Annotated in this window: 15 protein-coding genes; 8 read left to right on the top strand and 7 right to left on the bottom strand. The window is 72.2% G+C overall.

From position 1 onward, the window contains the following. Nucleotides 1–134: 134 nt before the first annotated feature. On the bottom strand, nucleotides 135–1,088 hold the full coding sequence (locus ACF1BE_RS33285; RefSeq protein WP_392202773.1) for a heme o synthase: 954 nt from the start codon (nucleotides 1,086–1,088) through the stop codon (nucleotides 135–137). A gap of 390 nt (nucleotides 1,089–1,478) precedes the next feature. Here ACF1BE_RS33285 and tkt point away from each other — a divergent pair, with 390 nt between their 5' ends. The 5 genes from tkt to pgl are packed head-to-tail and all read left to right on the top strand — an operon-like array spanning nucleotide 1,479 to nucleotide 8,095. Next, nucleotides 1,479–3,566 carry a transketolase gene (gene tkt / locus ACF1BE_RS33280; RefSeq protein WP_392202725.1) on the top strand — a complete coding sequence of 696 codons (2,088 nt, stop codon included), beginning with the start codon at nucleotides 1,479–1,481 and terminating at the stop codon, nucleotides 3,564–3,566. Between the two features lie 33 nt (nucleotides 3,567–3,599). After that, entirely contained in the window at nucleotides 3,600–4,718 is a 1,119-nt protein-coding gene (gene tal, locus ACF1BE_RS33275; RefSeq protein WP_392202724.1) for a transaldolase, read from the top strand. A gap of 1 nt (nucleotide 4,719) precedes the next feature. Beyond that, entirely contained in the window at nucleotides 4,720–6,258 is a 1,539-nt protein-coding gene (gene zwf / locus ACF1BE_RS33270) for a glucose-6-phosphate dehydrogenase (RefSeq protein WP_392202723.1), read from the top strand. After that, on the top strand, nucleotides 6,255–7,316 hold the full coding sequence (gene opcA / locus ACF1BE_RS33265) for a glucose-6-phosphate dehydrogenase assembly protein OpcA (protein ID WP_392202722.1): 1,062 nt from the start codon (nucleotides 6,255–6,257) through the stop codon (nucleotides 7,314–7,316). The genes zwf and opcA overlap by 4 nt, the downstream gene beginning before the upstream one ends. Continuing rightward, the gene (gene pgl, locus ACF1BE_RS33260; protein ID WP_392202721.1) at nucleotides 7,313–8,095 is read left to right on the top strand and encodes a 6-phosphogluconolactonase; all 783 of its coding nucleotides are present in this window, start codon (nucleotides 7,313–7,315) and stop codon (nucleotides 8,093–8,095) included. The genes opcA and pgl overlap by 4 nt, the downstream gene beginning before the upstream one ends. A gap of 152 nt (nucleotides 8,096–8,247) precedes the next feature. Here pgl and ACF1BE_RS33255 read toward each other — a convergent pair whose 3' ends face one another. The 5 genes from ACF1BE_RS33255 to ACF1BE_RS33235 form a co-directional block, all read right to left on the bottom strand. Beyond that, entirely contained in the window at nucleotides 8,248–9,087 is an 840-nt protein-coding gene (locus ACF1BE_RS33255) for a carbohydrate ABC transporter permease (RefSeq protein ID WP_392202720.1), read from the bottom strand. Next, a complete protein-coding gene (locus tag ACF1BE_RS33250; RefSeq protein ID WP_392202719.1) occupies nucleotides 9,084–10,439 on the bottom strand; it encodes an ABC transporter permease subunit in 1,356 nt (451 codons plus the stop codon). The genes ACF1BE_RS33255 and ACF1BE_RS33250 overlap by 4 nt, the downstream gene beginning before the upstream one ends. Before the next feature lie 8 nt (nucleotides 10,440–10,447). Then, complete coding sequence (locus ACF1BE_RS33245) at nucleotides 10,448–11,773, bottom strand: ABC transporter substrate-binding protein (RefSeq protein ID WP_392202718.1); 1,326 nt, start codon at nucleotides 11,771–11,773, stop codon at nucleotides 10,448–10,450. 37 nt (nucleotides 11,774–11,810) lie between these two features. After that, on the bottom strand, nucleotides 11,811–13,436 hold the full coding sequence (locus tag ACF1BE_RS33240; RefSeq protein WP_392202717.1) for a glycoside hydrolase family 13 protein: 1,626 nt from the start codon (nucleotides 13,434–13,436) through the stop codon (nucleotides 11,811–11,813). Between the two features lie 172 nt (nucleotides 13,437–13,608). Then, nucleotides 13,609–14,880, bottom strand: a complete 1,272-nt coding sequence (locus tag ACF1BE_RS33235; RefSeq protein ID WP_392202716.1) for an ABC transporter substrate-binding protein — start codon at nucleotides 14,878–14,880, stop codon at nucleotides 13,609–13,611. Between the two features lie 123 nt (nucleotides 14,881–15,003). Here ACF1BE_RS33235 and ACF1BE_RS33230 point away from each other — a divergent pair, with 123 nt between their 5' ends. From ACF1BE_RS33230 to ACF1BE_RS33220, 3 genes are all read left to right on the top strand, one after another. Continuing rightward, nucleotides 15,004–15,510 (top strand): PadR family transcriptional regulator, encoded by a 507-nt coding sequence (locus ACF1BE_RS33230; RefSeq protein ID WP_392202715.1) that lies wholly within the window; start codon nucleotides 15,004–15,006, stop codon nucleotides 15,508–15,510. Then, entirely contained in the window at nucleotides 15,507–16,259 is a 753-nt protein-coding gene (locus ACF1BE_RS33225; RefSeq protein WP_392202714.1) for an ABC transporter ATP-binding protein, read from the top strand. Before ACF1BE_RS33230 ends, ACF1BE_RS33225 begins: the two co-directional genes overlap by 4 nt. Before the next feature lie 115 nt (nucleotides 16,260–16,374). Beyond that, nucleotides 16,375–18,657 carry an ABC transporter permease gene (locus ACF1BE_RS33220; RefSeq protein ID WP_392202713.1) on the top strand — a complete coding sequence of 761 codons (2,283 nt, stop codon included), beginning with the start codon at nucleotides 16,375–16,377 and terminating at the stop codon, nucleotides 18,655–18,657. A 61-nt stretch (nucleotides 18,658–18,718) separates the two neighbouring features. Here ACF1BE_RS33220 and ACF1BE_RS33215 read toward each other — a convergent pair. Then, nucleotides 18,719–18,865 (bottom strand): hypothetical protein (locus tag ACF1BE_RS33215; protein ID WP_392202772.1); only part of this gene is annotated, 147 nt, incomplete at its 5' end.

The raw sequence follows: 18,865 nt of genomic DNA, 5'->3' as shown, positions 1-18,865 counted from the left end.
GGGCGGGGGGGGGGGGCGGGCTCGCCCGGGGGGTGCGTGCCGGCCGGCCCGCCCCCCCGGGGGGGGGGGCGCCCCCGGGGGGGGGGGGGGGGGGGGGGCCCCCCCCCCCCCACCCCTCCCGTCGGCGTCCGGGTTCAGCGCAGGAAGGGGTCCACCGCGACCGCCACGAACAGCAGCGACACGTAGGTGATCGACCAGTGGAAGAGCCGCATCTCCTTCAGCTTCCCGCCCGTGACCTCGGCCTTGGCCCGGTTCTGGAGCGCGTGCGCCTCCCACAGCCACCAGCCGCCCGAGGCCAGCGCGACCGCCGTGTAGAACCAGCCGGTGTAACCGAGCGGGGTGAGCAGCAGGGAGACGGCGACCATGACCCAGCTGTAGAGGACGATCTGCCGGGCGACGACCTTGTTGGAGGCGATGACCGGCAGCATCGGGACGCCGACACGCGCGTAGTCGTCCTTCACCTTCATGGACAGCGGCCAGTAGTGCGGCGGCGTCCAGAAGAAGATCACCAGGAAGAGGATCAGCGGCGCCCAGGAGAGCGAGTCGGTGACGGCGGACCAGCCGATCAGGACCGGCATGCACCCCGCGATGCCACCCCACACGATGTTCTGGGACGTACGCCGCTTGAGGAGCATCGTGTAGACGACGACGTAGAAGAGGAGCGCGCCGAGGGACAGCCAGGCCGACAGCCAGTTGACGGTCAGGCCGAAGAGCAGGGTGGAGACCACCGCGAGGGTGATGCCGAAGGCCAGGCACTCGCGCGGGCCGACCATGCCGGTCACCAGCGGGCGCTGGGAGGTGCGGTCCATCAGGGCGTCGATGTCCCGGTCGAGGTACATGTTCAGCGCGTTGGCGCCGCCCGCGGAGAGGTAGCCGCCGACGCAGGTCAGCAGGACCAGCTTCAGGTCGGGCACGCCCTGCTGGGCCAGGAACATCACCGGGACGGTGGTGATGAGCAGCAGCTCGATGATCCGTGGCTTGGTCAGCGCCACGAACGCCTTGACACGGGCCCCGAACGGCCGATGAACCGGGTTCTGGCTCGCACCGAGCACACCCGCTGGACGGGATTCGACGGCCGTCACGCACACCCCTGACAGAGACATCCCAGCGAGCCTCCCCATGGGAAGCGGGGGTGAGGGCTCGCGCGTACCACGCCACTTTAGACGTTGCCCGTACCCCGGCCTTCGCGGGGGTGGGGTCGTGTTGACGGGGCCGTCGGCGGGGCCGGTCGGACGTGCGTACAGAGGCTCGATTGAGCAGTCAGATGAGCGGCTCCGTATTCATGTGCCACATGCCTTCCGGGCCGGTCGGCGGGCGGATCGCACCGACTCCCGGCAGTCTGTAAACACTCGAAAAAACGCACGTCCTCACGGGGGTAGGCTCGACAGCGGCCGGTGGGCGACAAGCACGCCGGCGGCCGGGTGGGCGTATGCCCCGACGACCGGCGACCGACATGTGGAGAGGAGCCCTGACCCAGGGTGAGCACCAAGCCGACCACCACAGACCTCGAGTGGACCGAGCTGGACCAGCGGGCCGTCGACACCGCCCGCGTCCTGGCCGCAGACGCCGTACAGAAGGTCGGCAACGGCCATCCCGGTACGGCGATGAGCCTGGCCCCGGCCGCGTACACGCTCTTCCAGAAGGTGATGCGGCACGACCCGGCCGACCCGGAGTGGGTCGGCCGCGACCGCTTCGTGCTGTCCGCCGGCCACTCGTCCCTGACCCTCTACACCCAGCTCTACCTGGCCGGCTTCGGCCTGGAGCTGGACGACCTGAAGTCCTTCCGGACGTGGGGCTCCAAGACCCCCGGTCACCCGGAGTACGGGCACACCAGGGGCGTGGAGACCACCACCGGCCCGCTGGGCCAGGGTGTCGCCAACGCGGTCGGCATGGCGATGGCCGCCCGTTACGAGCGCGGCCTGTTCGACCCGCAGGCGCCCGCCGGCGAGTCCCCCTTCGACCACTTCATCTACTGCATCGCCGGTGACGGCTGCCTCCAGGAGGGCATCTCCGCCGAGGCGTCCTCGATGGCCGGACACCAGAAGCTCGGCAACCTGATCCTGCTGTGGGACGACAACCACATCTCGATCGAGGGCGACACCGAGACGGCCGTGTCCGAGGACACCGTCAAGCGGTACGAGGCCTACGGCTGGCACGTCCAGCGGGTCGAGGCCCAGGAGAACGGCGACCTGGACCCGAAGGCGATCTTCGCCGCGATCCAGGAGGCCAAGCGGGTCACCGACCGGCCGTCCTTCATCGCGATGCGGTCGATCATCGCCTGGCCGGCCCCGAACGCGCAGAACACCGAGGCCGCGCACGGCTCGGCCCTGGGCGAGGAGGAGGTCGCGGCCACCAAGCGCGTCCTCGGCTTCGACCCGGAGCGCACGTTCGAGGTCGCCGACGAGGTTCTCAGCCACACCCGCCAGGCGCTCGACCGGGGCCGGCAGGCCAAGGCCGAGTGGGAGAAGTCGTTCCAGCAGTGGCGCGACGGCAACGTCGAGCGCGCCGCGGAGTTCGACCGGATCGCCAAGGGCGAGCTGCCCACCGGCTGGGAGGAGAAGCTCCCAATCTTCGAGCCCGGCAAGGCCGTCGCGACGCGTGCCGCGTCCGGCAAGGTGCTCCAGGCGCTCGGCGCGGTGATCCCCGAGCTGTGGGGCGGCTCGGCCGACCTCGCCGGGTCGAACAACACCACGATCGACAAGAACAGCTCGTTCCTGCCCGAGGGCAACCCGCTGCCCGAGGCCAACCCGTACGGCCGCACGATCCACTTCGGCATCCGTGAGCACTCCATGGGCGCGGAGCTGAACGGCATCGCGCTGCACGGCAACACGCGCGTCTACGGCGGCACCTTCCTGGTGTTCTCCGACTACATGCGCAACGCGGTGCGTCTGTCGGCGCTCATGCACCTGCCGGTGACGTTCGTGTGGACGCACGACTCCATCGGTCTCGGCGAGGACGGTCCGACCCACCAGCCGGTGGAGCACCTGGCCTCGCTGCGCGCGATCCCGGGTCTGAACATCGTCCGCCCGGCGGACGCCAACGAGACCGCGATCGCCTGGCGCGAGATCCTCAGGCGCTGGACCAAGGAGTTCGGCAAGGGCCAGCCGCACGGCCTCGCGCTGACCCGTCAGGGCGTGCCGGCCTACGAGCCGAACGAGGACGCCGCCCGCGGCGGCTACGTCCTGTTCGAGGCCGACGGAGGCGAGGCGCAGGTCATCCTGATCGCCACCGGTTCCGAGGTGCACGTGGCGGTGGAGGCGCGTGAGCAGCTCCAGGCCGACGGCGTTCCCACCCGGGTCGTGTCGATGCCGTCGGTGGAGTGGTTCGAGCAGCAGGACGAGGGGTACCGGGAGTCCGTGCTGCCGCCGTCCGTGAAGGCCCGAGTCGCCGTGGAGGCGGGCGTCGGGCTGACGTGGCACAAGTACGTCGGGGACGCCGGCCGCATCGTCTCCCTGGAGCACTTCGGTGCCTCCGCCGACGCCAAGGTGCTCTTCCGCGAGTTCGGTTTCACGGCCGAGAACGTGGCCGCAAAGGCGCGGGAATCTCTCGCCGCCTCCCAGCGCTGACGCTCACATACGACACGTAGGAGATGTAATTCCATGACAGACGCACTCAAGCGCCTCTCCGAAGAAGGCGTCGCGATCTGGCTGGACGACCTGTCGCGCAAGCGGATCACGTCCGGCAACCTCGCCGAGCTGATCGACCAGCAGCACGTCGTCGGCGTCACCACCAATCCGACGATCTTCCAGAAGGCCATCTCCCAGGGCGACGGTTACGACCAGCAGCTGTCGGACCTCGCCGCCCGCAAGGTCACGGTCGAAGAGGCCGTCCGCATGATCACCACGGCGGACGTCCGCGACGCCGCCGACATCCTGCGCCCGGTCTTCGACGCCACCGACGGCCAGGACGGCCGGGTCTCCATCGAGGTCGACCCCCGGCTGGCCCACGACGAGCACGCGACCGTCGCCGAGGCCAAGCAGCTGGCCTGGCTGGTCGACCGCCCGAACACCCTGATCAAGATTCCGGCCACCATGGCGGGCGTCCCGGCGATCAGCGAGGTCATCGGCCTCGGCATCAGCGTCAACGTCACGCTGATCTTCTCCCTGGAGCGCTACCGCGCGGTCATGGACGCCTACCTCTCCGGCCTGGAGAAGGCCAAGGAGCGCGGCCTGGACCTGTCGAAGATCCACTCCGTGGCGTCCTTCTTCGTGTCCCGCGTGGACACCGAGATCGACAAGCGCCTCGACGAGATCGGCACCGACGAGGCCAAGGGGCTGCGCGGCAAGGCGGCCCTCGCCAACGCGCGCCTCGCCTACCAGGCGTACGAGGAGGTCTTCTCCTCCGACCGCTGGAACGCGCTGGAGAACGCGGGCGCCAACAAGCAGCGTCCGCTGTGGGCGTCGACCGGCGTGAAGGACCCGGCGTACCCGGACACCCTGTACGTCACCGAGCTGGTCGCGCCGAACACGGTCAACACCATGCCGGAGGCCACGCTGGAGGCCACCGAGGACCACGGCGAGATCACCGGCAACACCGTCGCCGGCAGTTACGAGCAGGCGCGTGCCGACCTCGACGCGCTGGAGAAGCTCGGCATCGCCTACGACGACGTGGTGCGGGTCCTGGAGGAGGAGGGCGTCGAGAAGTTCGAGGCGTCCTGGAACGACCTGCTGAAGTCGACCCAGGCGGAGCTCGAGCGCCTCGCCCCTTCGGAGGGCTGAGTTGTCACCCGTTTCCGGTTCCGGAGCGAACCCGCTTCGTGACCCGGCCGACCGGCGGCTCCCGCGTATCGCGGGGCCGTCGGGCCTGGTCATCTTCGGCGTCACGGGCGACCTGTCCCGCAAGAAGCTGATGCCCGCGGTGTACGACCTCGCCAACCGGGGTCTGCTGCCGCCGGGCTTCTCGCTGGTGGGCTTCGCCCGCCGCGACTGGGAGCACGAGGACTTCGCCCAGGTCGTGCACGACGCGGTCAAGGAGCACTCGCGCACCCCGTTCCGTGAGGAGGTCTGGCAGCAGCTCATCCAGGGGATGCGCTTCGTCCAGGGCACCTTCGACGACGACGACGCCTTCGAGCGGCTGCGCGCCACCATCGAGGAGCTGGACAAGGCACAGGGCACGGGCGGCAACTTCGCCTTCTACCTGTCGGTGCCGCCGCGTTCCTTCCCCGTGGTCATCCAGCAGCTGAAGAAGCACGGCCTGGCCGACCAGTCGGGCGGTTCCTGGCGGCGCGCGGTCATCGAGAAGCCCTTCGGGCACGACCTGGCGTCGGCCGAGGAGCTGAACAAGGTCGTCCACGAGGTGTTCGAGCCGGACCAGGTGTTCCGGATCGACCACTACCTCGGCAAGGAGACCGTCCAGAACATCCTGGCGCTGCGGTTCGCCAACACGATGTTCGAGCCGATCTGGAACCGGTCCTTCGTGGACCACGTGCAGATCACCATGGCCGAGGACATCGGCATCGGCGGCCGGGCCGGCTACTACGACGGCATCGGCGCCGCCCGGGACGTCATCCAGAACCACCTCCTCCAGCTGCTCGCGCTGACCGCGATGGAGGAGCCCGCCTCCTTCGGCGCGGACGCGCTGGCCGCGGAGAAGACCAAGGTGCTCGGTGCCGTACGGCTGCCGAAGGACCTGAGCCGCAGCACCGTGCGCGGGCAGTACGCGGCCGGCTGGCAGGGTGGCCAGAAGGTCATCGGCTACCTCGAAGAGGACGGCATCGACCCCAAGTCGAAGACCGACACGTACGCGGCGGTCAAGCTGGGCATCGACAACCGCCGCTGGGCGGGCGTCCCCTTCTACCTGCGCACCGGCAAGCGGCTCGGCCGCCGCGTCACGGAGATCGCGGTCGTCTTCCAGCGGGCCCCGCACTCCCCCTTCGACCACACGGCGACGGAGGAGCTGGGCTCGAACGCGATCGTCATCCGCGTCCAGCCCGACGAGGGCATCACGGTCCGGTTCGGCTCGAAGGTGCCGGGCACCTCGATGGAGATCCGGGACGTGTCCATGGACTTCGCCTACGGCGAGTCGTTCACGGAGTCCAGCCCGGAGGCGTACGAGCGGCTCATCCTGGACGTGCTGCTCGGCGACGCCAACCTCTTCCCGCGCACGGAGGAGGTCGAGCTGTCCTGGAAGATCCTCGACCCGATCGAGGAGTACTGGGACAAGCACGGCAGGCCCGCGCAGTACCGGTCCGGGACCTGGGGCCCCGCCGAGGCGGACGAGATGCTCGCACGAGACGGACGGAGCTGGCGGCGGCCATGAAGATAGACCTGACCGACACCACCGCCGGAGAGATCAACAAGGCTCTCGTCAAGGGCCGCCGCGCCATCGGCACCCCCGCCGTAGGCATGGTCCTCACCCTCGTCATCGTCACCGACGAGGAGAACGCCTACGACGCCCTGAAGGCCGCGAACGACGCCTCGCGCGAGCACCCCTCGCGCACGCTGGTGGTCATCAAGCGGGTGTCCCGCGGTCCCCGCGACCGTACGACCTCACGTCTGGACGCCGAGGTACGGGTGGGCGCGGAGGCGGGCACCGGCGAGACGGTCGTGCTGCGGCTGTACGGCGAGGTCGCCGACCACGCCGACTCCGTCGTCCTGCCGCTGCTGCTGCCGGACGCCCCGGTGGTCGTGTGGTGGCCGGTGACCTCCCCGCTGGACCCGGCGAAGGACCCGCTGGGCGCGCTGGCCCAGCGCAGGGTCACCGACACCTACGCCGCCGAGCATCCGGTGCGGGAGCTGTCGGCCCGCGCCGAGGCCTACGAGCCCGGCGACACCGACCTCGCCTGGACCCGGATCACGCCGTGGCGCTCGATGCTGGCGGCGGCCCTGGACCAGGTCACCTGCCGGGTGACGGCCGTCGAGGTGGAGGGCGAGGAGTTCAACCCGAGCTGCGAGCTGCTGGCGATGTGGCTCGCGGACCGGCTGGACGTGCCCGTGAAGCGGTCGCTGTCGTCCGGCCCCGGTCTGACGGCGGTCCGCATGGACACCAGTCAGGGGCCGATCGTGCTGGACCGGGCCGACGGCTCGCTGGCCACGCTGACCATCGAGGGCCAGCCGGCCCGCGCGGTGGCGCTGAAGCGGCGGGACACCGCCGAGCTGATCGCGGAGGAGCTGCGCCGGCTGGATCCGGACGACACCTACGCGTCGGCGCTGCGCTACGGCGTGGAGCGGCTGACGACGGTGCCGGCGCAGCAGCCGGCGGCCGGCGCGCCCGTCGCCGAGCCGGAGCCGGTCGAGGAGGCCGCGAAGGCGCCCGCGAAGAAGGCGGCGGCCAAGACCGCGAAGAAGGCACCGGCGAGGAAGGCGGCGGCGAAGTGAACACACCGCAGCTGGTCGTCCACCGCGACAAGGAGCTGATGGCGCAGGCCGCCGCGGCCCGTCTGATCACGAAGATCGTGGACGCGCAGGCCTCCCGGGGCACCGCGTCCGTGGTCCTCACGGGCGGCCGCAACGGCAACGGCCTGCTGGCCGCGCTGGCGGCGGCGCCCGCCCGGGACGCCGTCGACTGGGGCCGCCTCGACCTGTGGTGGGGTGACGAGCGTTTCCTCCCCGAGGGCGACCCCGAGCGCAACGTCACGCAGGCCCGCGAGGCCCTGCTGGACTCGGTGCCGCTGGACCCGGAGCGCGTGCACGCCATGCCCGCCTCCGACGGCCCGTACGGTTCGGACGCCGAGGCGGCGGCCGAGGCGTACGCGGCGGAGCTGGCGAAGGCGGCCGGCCCCGAGGACCACGGTTCGGTGCCGTCCTTCGACGTCCTCGTGCTGGGCGTCGGCCCGGACACCCACGTGGCCTCGCTCTTCCCGGAGCTGCCGGCCGTACGGGAGACCGAGCGCACGGTGGTCGGCGTGCACGGCGCGCCCAAGCCCCCGCCGACCCGGATCTCCCTGACGCTCCCGGCGATCCGCTCGGCCCGCGAGGTGTGGCTGCTCGCGGCCGGCGAGGACAAGGCGGAGGCCGTCGCGATCGCCCTGTCGGGCGCGGGTGAGGTGCAGGCCCCGGCGGCGGGCGCGCACGGCCGGTCCCGCACGCTGTGGCTGCTGGACACCGCGGCGGCCTCGCAGTTGCCGCGGTCGCTGTATCCACCGGCTTCGCCGTGAGGATGTGACGCTCCACCGGGGCGGCGGGTACTCACCCGCCGCCCCGGTGCTGTTCCGCGGCCACCGCGCCCCACAGTCGTGAAGACGGCGGCGGTGACGGGAGCCGGTGACGCCCCGCGCGGGGGCCGGAGTGGGCCGGCCGTCATCCCGCGTCACTTGACCGACCCGGCCATCACCCCCTGCACGAAGTGCCGCTGGAAGGCGAAGAACACGACCACCGGCACGATCAGCGACAGGAACGCGCCCGGCGCCAGTACGTCGATGTTGCTGCCGAACTGTCGGATCTGCGACTGGAGTTGCACGGTGAGCGGCTGGGCGGAGCTGTCGGCGAAGAGCAGGGCGACCAGCATGTCGTTCCAGACCCACAGGAACTGGAAGATGGCGAGCGAGGCGATCGCCGGACGGCCCACCGGCAGCACCAGCCGGGTGAAGATGCGCCACTCGCTGCCGCCGTCCATCCGCGCCGCCTCCAGCATCTCCTTCGGCATCTCCGCGAAGTAGTTGCGCAGCAGGAAGACGGCGAAGGGCAGGCCGTACGCCACGTGGAAGAGGACGACCCCGGGAATCGTGCCGAACAGGCCGAGCGCGCCGAAGAGTTTGGCCACCGGCAGCAGGCCGATCTGCACCGGCACCACCAGCAGGGCCACGACGAGCAGGAAGAGGGGCTCCCGGAGCGGGAAGTCCAGCCAGGCGAAGGCGTACCCGGCGAGGGCCGCTATGACGACGACCAGGGTGGTGGCCGGCACCGAGATCAGCACGGTGTTCCAGAACGCCTGGGTGATGCCCGCGTTCTTCAGCAGGGCCGTGTAGTTGTCGAAGGAGAGCCGGCCGGGGTCGGCGAGGGCGGTCCACCAGCCGCCCCGGGCCGTGTCCTGGGCCGAGCGCAGGGAGGAGAGGAAGAGTCCGGCGAGCGGGGTGAGCCAGACCAGCCCGATGACCACCAGGAAGGTCTGCACCAGGCCGCTGCCCAGGCCGCGCCTGATCGCGTTCATCGCTGACTCCTTCGGAAGCGGCGGACGTTGAACACCATCGCGGGGACGACGAGGAGCAGGAGCAGGACGCCCAGGGCGCTGCCGAGGCCCTGGTTGTTGCCGCCGCCGAACGACACCAGCCACATCTGGGTGGCGAGGACGGTGGCGTCCTCCTGGACCGGGCCGGGCGCGATGACGTAGACGAGGTCGAAGACCTTCATCACGTTGATGACGAGGGTCACGAAGACCACGGTGAGCACGGGCGCGAGCAGCGGGACGGTGATCCGGCGGAAGATCTGCCACTCGTTCGCGCCGTCGATGCGGGCGGCCTCCAGGGCGTCGCGCGGGATGGTGGAGAGCCCCGCGCCGATGAGCACCATGGCGAAGCCGGTCCAGATCCACAGGTAGGCGCCGATGATCGCCGGGGTGACGAGGGTGGGGCCGAGCCAGGAGATGCCCTGGTAGGGCGGGGCGAAGTTGGCTGCGGGCAGCCTCACCGTGTACGAGCCGTCGTGCAGGCCGGCGAAGCGGAAGGAGCCGTCGGCCGCGGTGGCCGTGCTCGCGACCGTCCTGCCGTCGCGTACCGCCTCCACCCTCATCCCGGGCAGCCCGCTCTCGCGCGGATCGACCTTGCCCTGCTTCCCGCCCCCGCCGGGGGTGAAGTCGAGGTAGACGACGCCGCGCAGGTCGCCGGGGGCGGCCCTGGTGCCGGCCGCGCCGGCCGCGGGTGCGGCGTCGCGCGGCAGGTCCGCGGGCAGGACGCCGACCATCGGGAGGGTCACCGTCTCGCCCGGCGTGGCGCTCGTGCGGTAGGAGCCGTCCCGGTCCTGGGTGAGCGCTCCGGTGCGCCCGCGGGCCGTGGGGTACGTAGACGTCCCCTTGAAGGCGTCGTGGACGGAGACGACGGCGGCGTTGAGCACGCCCTTGTCCGGGTCGGCGTCGTAGGCGAGGCGGAAGATGATGCCGGCGGCGAGGAAGGACACGGCCATCGGCATGAAGAGGAGCAGCTTGAAGGCGGTGGCCCAGCGGACCTTTTCCACCAGGACGGCCAGGATCAGGCCGAGCCCGGTGAGCAGGGCGGGAGCGACGACCACCCAGACGGTGGTGTTGCGGATGGCCTTGAGGGTGGCCGGGTCACGGAACATCTCGGCGTAGTTGCCGCCGCCGACGAACCGGGTACCGGAGGCGTCGAAGAAGCTCCGGCCGACGGAGAACAGCACCGGGTAGACGACCAGCGCGCCGAGCAGGAGCAGCGCGGGGAGGACGAAGAGCAGGGCGATCAGCCGGGTGCGCCGCCGGCCGCGGCGCACGCGCGCCGGGCCGGCGACGGCCCGCGGGCCCGCCTGCTGTTTCACGACAGTGGTGGCGGTCATGGCGCGGCTCAGTCCTGGTAGGCCTTGGCGGCGGCGGATTCCAGCTTCGCGGCGGTCCCCCTGGGGTCGGACGGGTCGCGCAGGAAGTCCTGGAGGAGCTTCCACTCACCGGTGCCCTTGGTGCCGCCGAAGGCGGCCGGGGCCTGGTCGGACATGTCGAAGCGGACCGAGTTCCCGGCGCCGATGAGGGACTTGGCGGTGGCACGGGTGACGTCGTCGCCGTACCGGTCGAGGCCGAGCTTCCTGTTCGGCGACAGGAAGCCGCCCGCCTTCGCCCACACGGCCGCCGCCTCGGGGGTCGCCAGGTACTCCAGCAGCTTCATGCCGGCCTTGGCGTTCTTGGCGTCCTTGAGGACGACCGCCGCGTCACCGCCGCTGACGACCGGTGCGCTGCCGCCGCCGACGGCGGGGAAGGGGAAGAAGTCCGCGTCCTTGCCGACGGCCTTCCCGTACTGGTCGTGGGCGACGCCGGCGACGAAGTCGCCCTCGTAGACCATGCCGGCCTCGGGCTTCGGGCCGAAGACCTTCTCCACGGAGCCGGGGAAGTCGGTGTTCAGCGCCTCGTTCCGGCCGCCGCTGACGAGCTGCTTGTCCTTGAACAGCTTGCCGAGGGTGGTGAGCGCCTTCACGACGCTGGGGTCGGTCCACTTGAGCGTGTGGGCGGCGAGGGCGTCGTACTTCCCGGGGCCGGCCTGGGAGAGGTAGACGTTCTCGAACCAGTCGGTGAGGGTCCAGCCGTCCTGTCCGGCGACCGCGAAGGCGGCGAGCCCGGAGTCGGAGACGGTGTGCCCGGCCTTCAGCAGTTCGTCGTACGTCTTCGGCGGCTGGACCCCGGCCTGGGTGAGCGCTTCGGGGCTGTACCAGACGGTCGACTTGTGGGCGGCCTTGAAGTAGAGGCCGTACAGGGTGCCGTCGACGCTGCCGTACTTCTTCCACACCGGGGCGTAGTCGGCGTCGACGGTCCGCCGGGCGGTCTGCGAGAGCGGCGTGAGCCAGCCCTTCTTCGCGAACTGCTTCAGGACGCCGACCTGCGGGACCATCACGACGTCGGGTGCGTTGCCGCCCTCGATCTTGCTGCCGACGACGGTGGAGACGTTGTCGCCGGTGGACACGAACCGGGTTCTGGCGCCGGTCTTCTCGGTGAAGGCGTCCAGCACCTTCTGGAAGTTCTTCTGTTCGCTGCCGGACCAGACTCCGGCCACGGTGACCGTCTGGCCGTCCAGGGCCTTGTCACCGCCGCCCGCGGAGACCGGTCCCCCGCCGCAGGCGGTGGCGCCGAGGGCGAGTGCGAGGGCGGTGCAGCCGGTGAGCAGGGTCGTGCGTCGTCGCATCATCGTTGACGGACCTTTCCGGTAGGGAAATGACGGTGGATCAGAGGTCGGTCAGCCACCAGGCGGCCGTGGAGCCGGGCAGGACGCCGGGTGAGCAGGAGCCGTCGCTGGAGAGCAGAGGGGCGCCGGGGACCGGCGCGGGGGTGGGGGCCGTACCGAAGTTGACGGCGCAGACCAGGCCGTCGCCGCGGACGAAGCCGAGGACGCCGGGCGGGGTGTCGAGCCAGCGCAGGGCGCCCTCGCCCAACTGGGGCAGCGAGTGCCGCAGCTGGAGTCCGTCGCGGTACAGGTGCCAGAAGGAGCGGGTGTCGGCGAGGGCCCGGTCGGTGGCGTACTCGGCGAAGTACGACGGCTGGGGCAGCCAGGGCTTGGCGCCCTCCGCGCCGGAGGTGAAGCCGAACGGCGAGGCCTGCCCGGACCAGGGCAGCGGTACCCGGCAGCCGTCGCGGATGCGGGCGCGGCTGCCGGTGCGCCGGAAGATCGGGTCGGTGAGCACGTCGTCGGGCAGGTCGACGACCTCGGGCAGGCCCAGTTCCTCGCCCTGGTAGATGTACGCGGCGCCGGGCAGCGCCAGCATCAGCAGCGCGGCGGCGCGGGCGCGGGCAGCGCCCAGGCCGCTGCCCTCGGTGGCGGGTTCGCCGTAGCGGGTGACGGTGCGGACCTGGTCGTGGTTGTTGAGGACCCAGGTGACGGTGGAACCGGTGCCGGCGATGTCCTGCATGGCCTCCGAGATGACCTTGCGGAAGGCGTCGGCGTCCCAGGCGGCGCCGAGCAGGTCGAAGAAGAAGGCCTGGTGGAGTTCGTCGGGGCGGACGTAGAGGGCGTGCTCGCGGGCGGTGGGCACGGAGACCTCGCCGACCAGGAGGCGTTCGCGGCCGTCGCGGCCGGTGTACTCCTCGCAGACGGCGCGCCAGCGGCGCCACACCTCGTGCACCTCGGGCTGGTTCCAGGCGAGCGGGTTGACCGAGTCTCGGGTGCGGGCGTCGGCCTGCGGGTCGTCGGAGTCGGGCAGCGCGGGGTGCTTGTACAGCCCGGCGGCGACGTCGATGCGGAAGCCGTCCACCCCCCGGTCGAGCCAGAAGCGCAGGACGCGCTCGAACTCGGTGGGCACCTCGGGGTCGCGCCAGTTCCAGTCGGGCTGTTCGGGCGTGAACATGTGCAGGTACCACTGGCCGGGGCGGCCGTCGGACTCCGTGACCCGGGACCAGGCCGGGCCGCCGAACATGGCGTGCCAGTTGTTGGGCGGCTCGCTGCCGTCGGGGCCCCGGCCGTCGGCGAAGTGGAAGCGGGCGCGGGCCGGGCTGCCGGGTCCGTCGGCCAGGGCCGCGCGGAACCAGGGGTGCTCGCTGGAGCAGTGGTTGGGGACGATGTCGAGGAGCACCTTGATGCCGAGCCGCCGGGCCGCGGCCATCAGCAGGTCGAACTCGGCGAGGTCGCCGAAGACCGGGTCGACGTCGCAGTAGTCGGCCACGTCGTAGCCGTGGTCGTGCTGCGGGGAGGGGTAGAACGGGCTCAGCCAGATGCCGTCGACGCCGAGTTTCTTGAGGTACGGGAGCCCGGCCCGGACGCCGGCGAGATCGCCGATGCCGTCGCCGGTGCTGTCCAGGAAGCTGCGGACGTAGACCTGGTAGATCACCGCGTCCCGCCACCAAAGGTGCCTGTTCAACCCTGTGGAACCTGTCTCTGAAAGGGGGGGCTGTTATGCATGCATGTTAGGTAGCAGAGGAGCGAGGGTGTCAACGAAGTGAGCGGAAACTCCTGGCCAGTTGCCTGGATGAATGCGGGCAAATCACCGCAGGAAGGACGCAGTCGTGATGGTGGCGTTACTTAACAAGTAACTATCGACGGGCGATGGCGTCGAGTTCGCGCGCCAGCCGGCGCACGGCCCGGCCGGGCGTCTGCCGCCCGGTGAGCGCGTCCTGCACGACCGCCTGCACGGCCAGGCTGACCTGGTCGTAGTGCGGGCTCCTGGGGCGCGGCCGGGCGGTCACTACCGCGGTGCGCAGGGTCGGCAGGTAGGGGAACCTGCGCACCAGCGCGGGATCCTCGTACAGCGCGGCGCGCACCGGCGGCAGCGCGCCCCGCACGAGCACCTCGCGCTGGACGGGCGCGCTGGTGAGGTAGGCGATCAGCCGCGCGGCGGAGTCGGGATGCCGGGCGTGGGCGTTGACCGCGAGGTTCGAGCCGCCGAGGACGCTCGTACCCGGCCCGTCGGGCCCGGGCAGGGGCACGGCGCCGATCCTCCCGGCGACCTTCGATCCCGCGGCCGAGGCGACGGCGTACGCGTAGGGCCAGTTGCGCAGGAAGAGCAGCCTGCCGTCCTGGAACGCCTGCTTGGACTCCTCCTCCTTGTACGTCAGCGCCTGCTTCGGTATCCAGCCCTCGCGGACGCCGCGGGCGAGGAAGCCGATGCCCTCACGGGCCGCGGCGGAGTCGACGGTGACGCGCCTGCCCTCGCCGCCGAGGATCGTGCCGCCCGCCGAGTACACGGCCTCGGCCGCGTTCACCGTGAGCCCCTCGTAGGGCAGGAACTGGCCCGCGTACCCGTCGAGCCCGTACCTCGGCGCGATGGTCCTCGCGTCGTGCTCCAGTTCGGCCCAGGTGCGCGGCGGGGGCACGCCCTCCTTCGCGAGGACGTCCTTGCGGTACAGGAGCAGCCCGGCGTTCGTGACGTACGGCACCGCGTACAGCCGGCCGCCGTACGTCGCCGTGTCCACCACCGGCGGAAGGAAACTGCGCAGCGGGAACCGGTCGCGGGGCAGCGGGCTGATCCAGCCGGCCGCCGCGAACTCCGAGGTCCAGTCCACGTCGATGTTGAGGACGTCGAACCGGCCCCGGTCGCCGCCGCGCAGATCGGTCGTCATCTGCGCGTGCGTCTCGTCGGCGGAGTCCGGCAGCTCGACGAGGGTGACCCTCTCGCCGGGATGGGTGCGGTTCCAGCCCCGCAGCAGCGGGCCGAGATAGCCGGTGAGGTCCCCGGCGGTGGCCAGGGTGAGCGGGCCGCGACCGCCACGGGCGGCCTCGTCGGCGCGGGCACCGGAGGCCACGTACCCTGCCATGATCACCACGAGTACGAGAAGGCCCCTACCGGCGGCGCGCATCCACCGCATAGGTTCCTCCCTGTACACCGGCACCACGGGCGTCTTCGCCCGGGGACAGAGGCCATGTATACCTGTTAGGTATGCGCGATACTAGGGCCTGGAGCACATGCGGCAGACAGGAGGACAGCACGCGTGCGCCTGCCCCTCCTGGCACTCCTCGCCCGCGGCCCGGCCCACGGCTACGAGCTGAAGCAGGACCTTGAGCAACTGCTGGGCTCCGCGTACCCTCAGCCGAACGTCGGCCAGGTCTACGTCACCCTCGGCCGCCTGGAGAAGTCCGGGCTGATCGAGGGCGAGGACGTCGAGCAGTCGAGCCGGCCCAACAAGAAGGTCTACCGCCTCACCGACGCCGGACGTGAGGCACTGCACGTCTGGTTCGAGGAGACCGAGGACGAGCCGCGGGTGCGGGACGAGTTCTTCATGAAGCTCGCCCTCGCCCCGCAGACCGGTCTCGCCGACCAGGTCGCCCTGATCAACCGGCAGCGGCGCCAGTACCTCAACACCATGCGCGACCTGTCGAAACTGGCCGCGGCCGAGGACCGGGACAACCGAATCGCCCATCTGCTGATCGAGGGCGCGATGCTGCACCTCCAGGCGGACCTCGACTGGCTGGAACGGTGCCAGGAGGAACTGGAATGAGCGAGCACGCTGCCCCCGTGCTGCGGGCCGAGGGCCTGGTGAAGACCCACCACGGCGAGGGCGCGCCCGCGCGTGCCGTGCGCGGGGTCGACCTGTCCGTGGCGCGCGGCGAGTTCGTGGCCGTCACCGGCCCGTCCGGTGCGGGCAAGTCGACGCTGCTGCACCTGCTGGGCGGGCTCCAGCGGCCGGACGAGGGCAGCATCTGGCTCGACGGCCGGTGCACGGACTCCTTCGGCGAGGCCCGGTGGGCGGTGGAGCGCAGGAAGTCCATCGGGATCGTCTTCCAGTTCTTCAACCTGGTGTCGAACCTGTCGGTCGCCGACAACGTCGAGCTGCCCGCGCTGCTCGCCGGAGTCCCGCCGAGAAAGGCCCGCGCCGAGCGCGCGGAACTCCTCGCCGAGCTGGGTCTGGAGGGCAAGGAACGCAGCATGCCGGGCGAGCTGTCCGGCGGCGAGCAGCAGCGGGTCGCGCTCGCCCGGGCGCTGGTCAACCATCCGCCCCTGCTGCTCGCCGACGAGCCGGCCGGCAGCCTGGACAGCAAGGGCACCCGCGAGGTCACGCGGCTGCTGTCCCGCTTCCACGGACGTGGGCAGAGCATCGTCCTCGTCACCCACGACGCCCGGCTGGCCAGCGCCGCCGACCGGGTGATCAGCTTCTTCGACGGCCGCATAGCCGACGACGCGACCCTGGACGGCACCCCGCCGTCCCGGCGCGGCGGCATCTCCGCCGTACTGGAGCTGAGGGACTGATGGGCCGACCGCACACCCGCCGGCCGGTGAGGCGCCCCGCGCCCCGCGCCCGCGCGAGCTGCCCGCGATCGACGGAACGGCCCTCGGTGCGGGCCGGGCTGAGGGGCTGAGGCGGGTGCGGGCCGCTCTGCGCTGGGCGCACTCCGATCTGCGCACGCACCGCGGCGAGGCGCTGTTCCTGGTACTGGCGACCGCCGGCATCGTCGCCTCGCTGCTGTTCGCCACCGCCTTGTTCGGGTACGCCACGAACCCCTGGCAGCGGACCTTCGCCGAGGCGCGCGGGGCACACGTGTGGCTGCACACCACCCCGGCCGCCGACGCGCGCGCCGTGGCCGGGCTCGACGGCGTCACCGCGGTCGCCGGCCCCTACCGCACCGAGTCCACCACCGTCGCCGCCCGCGGCACCCGGGCCGCCGTGGAGCTGCGCGGCACCCCCCGCCTGCCCTCCGTCGGCCGACCGCTGCTGACCGCCGGGCGCTGGCTGGACTCGGCCGCACCGGACGGCGTGGTGCTGGAGAGCAGCCTGGCCCGCGCCCTGCTGGCCGAACCCGGGGACACCCTCGCCCTGCCGGGCACGGCCCGCACCGTGACCGTCGAGGGCATCGCGGACAGCGCCGAACCCCCCTACCGCCCGGGCGAGCAGCCGGGGCTGGTGTGGACGCTGCCGACCGCGGTACGCGCCCCCGTCGGCCAGGTCGTCGGCCTGCGGCTCGACGATCCGGCCGACACGGACTACGCCGTGCAGCGCGCCGTCACCGTGCTGGGCGCGGGCGCCGTCGGCGAGGTCTCGACCTGGCAGCAGGCCCGCGCCGCGGCGCAGGGCGAGAACCGCCTGCTCGGCCAGGTGCTCGGACTGTTCGGCCTGGGCGCCCTGGTCGCCGCCGGGTTCGCGGTGCACGGCGCGATCGCCACCCGCATCCGCGGACACCTGCGGGACCTGTCGGTGCTGAAGGCGATCGGGTTCACCCCCGGCCAGGTCGTACGGATCTTCCTGCTCCAGCACCTGGCGTACGCACTGCTCGGCGCCGTGGCCGCGGCGGCTCTCACCGAGGCGCTGGGCAGCCGGGTCCCCGGGCGGCTCGGAGACGCCGTGGGCGTGTGGCAGGGCCTGCCCGGGCACACCGTGGCGCTGTCCGCGGTGCCGGTGGGCGCGGTGCTGTTCATCGGCCTGACCACGGGGCTCGCGGCCTGGCGGGCGGGGCGGGTACCGCCGGTCCCGGTGCCGCGCCCGGCCGGCCCGGCGGGCGGCCGGCTGACCGGACCGGCCCGGCGGGCGCTCGGCCTGCGGCTGCCGGCCGCGCTGGTCCTCGGCTGCCACAAGGCGTTCGCGGGACGCGGCCGGTCCCTGGCCACCGTGGCCCGGCTGACGCTGCCACTGCTGCTGATCGTGGTGGCGCTCAGCGCGTGGACCACGCTGGACCGCTTCCACAGCAGCCCCGAGCGGATGGGCCTGCCCACGGCACTCACGGTCCGCTCGGACGGCGCGCCCGCCCCGTCCGGGGTACGGGCCCTGCTGGCCCGCGATCCCCGGGTCGCCGCCGCCTACCCGGGCGTCGAGGTGGCCGCGCTGGTGCCCGGGCAGACCGGGACCATCGCCCTGCGCGGCATCGGCACCCGCGCGGAGCCCTGTCCCCGCGTCCTCGCCGAGGGCCGCGCCGCCCGTGGGCCGGACGAGGCGGTGGCCGGCCAGGGCCTGCTCGACCTGCTGCACGCGCGGGTCGGGGACTGGGTGCGGATGACGGTGGGCGACCGGCCGCAGATCCTGCACATCGTGGGCCGCAGCATCGAACCACAGAACGCCGGCCGGGTCGTGACCACGTCCCTGGACACCCTCCGCGAGAACGATCCGGGCGTGTCCGCGGCCTTCTGGGAACTGCGGCTGCGCCCGGGTGCCGACCCGCGGCGGGTGGCCGCCGCGCTCACCGCGGCCGGCCGGGGCCATCTGGACGTGCATCCCGTGACGAACCCGGCCGACGGGCTCTCCCCGCTGCGCGCGGTGGTCGCCGGGCTGATCGCCGTGCTGGCCCTCATCGGTCTGGTCGAGCTGCTCACCGCGATCGGCGGCACGGTGCGCGAGGGCGAGCGGGACGTGCTGGCGCTCCGGGCGATCGGGATGTCGCCGCGGCAGATCACCGGGATCGCCGTCACCGCGACGAGCTGTACGACCCTGGCGGCGACCGTCGCCGCCATGGCGCTGGGACTGCCGCTGGCCCGCCGGCTGATCGACGCCCAGGGCAGCTCCAGCGGGATCGGCGCCGGGATCGCCCAGTACCCCGCGCCGGGGCTGCTGCTCCTGCTGGGCTCGGCCGCCGTGCTGGGCGCTGCGGCACTGGCCGCGCTGCCGGCGGCCCGGACGGCCCGCCGGCGCCTCGCGGACACGCTGAGCGCGGTGAGCTGAGCCCGGCCCGAGGGAGCGGTTCCGCCGGGCCGGACGGCGCCGGGGCCGTCACCGCGATCCGTCAGCGCCGGCCGCGCAGCTCCCGGTAGGTGGCGACCAGCGCCTTCGTCGAGGGGTCGAGGCCGGGTACGTCGGTGCCTTCGGTGAGGGCGGGTTCGACGCGTTTGGCGAGGACCTTGCCCAGTTCCACGCCCCACTGGTCGAAGGA

The organism is Streptomyces sp. NPDC014991, assembly GCF_043080665.1.
Classification (GTDB): domain Bacteria; phylum Actinomycetota; class Actinomycetes; order Streptomycetales; family Streptomycetaceae; genus Streptomyces.
Note: the sequence above shows the minus strand (reverse complement) of the source record. Positions and strands in the feature narration are given on the sequence as shown.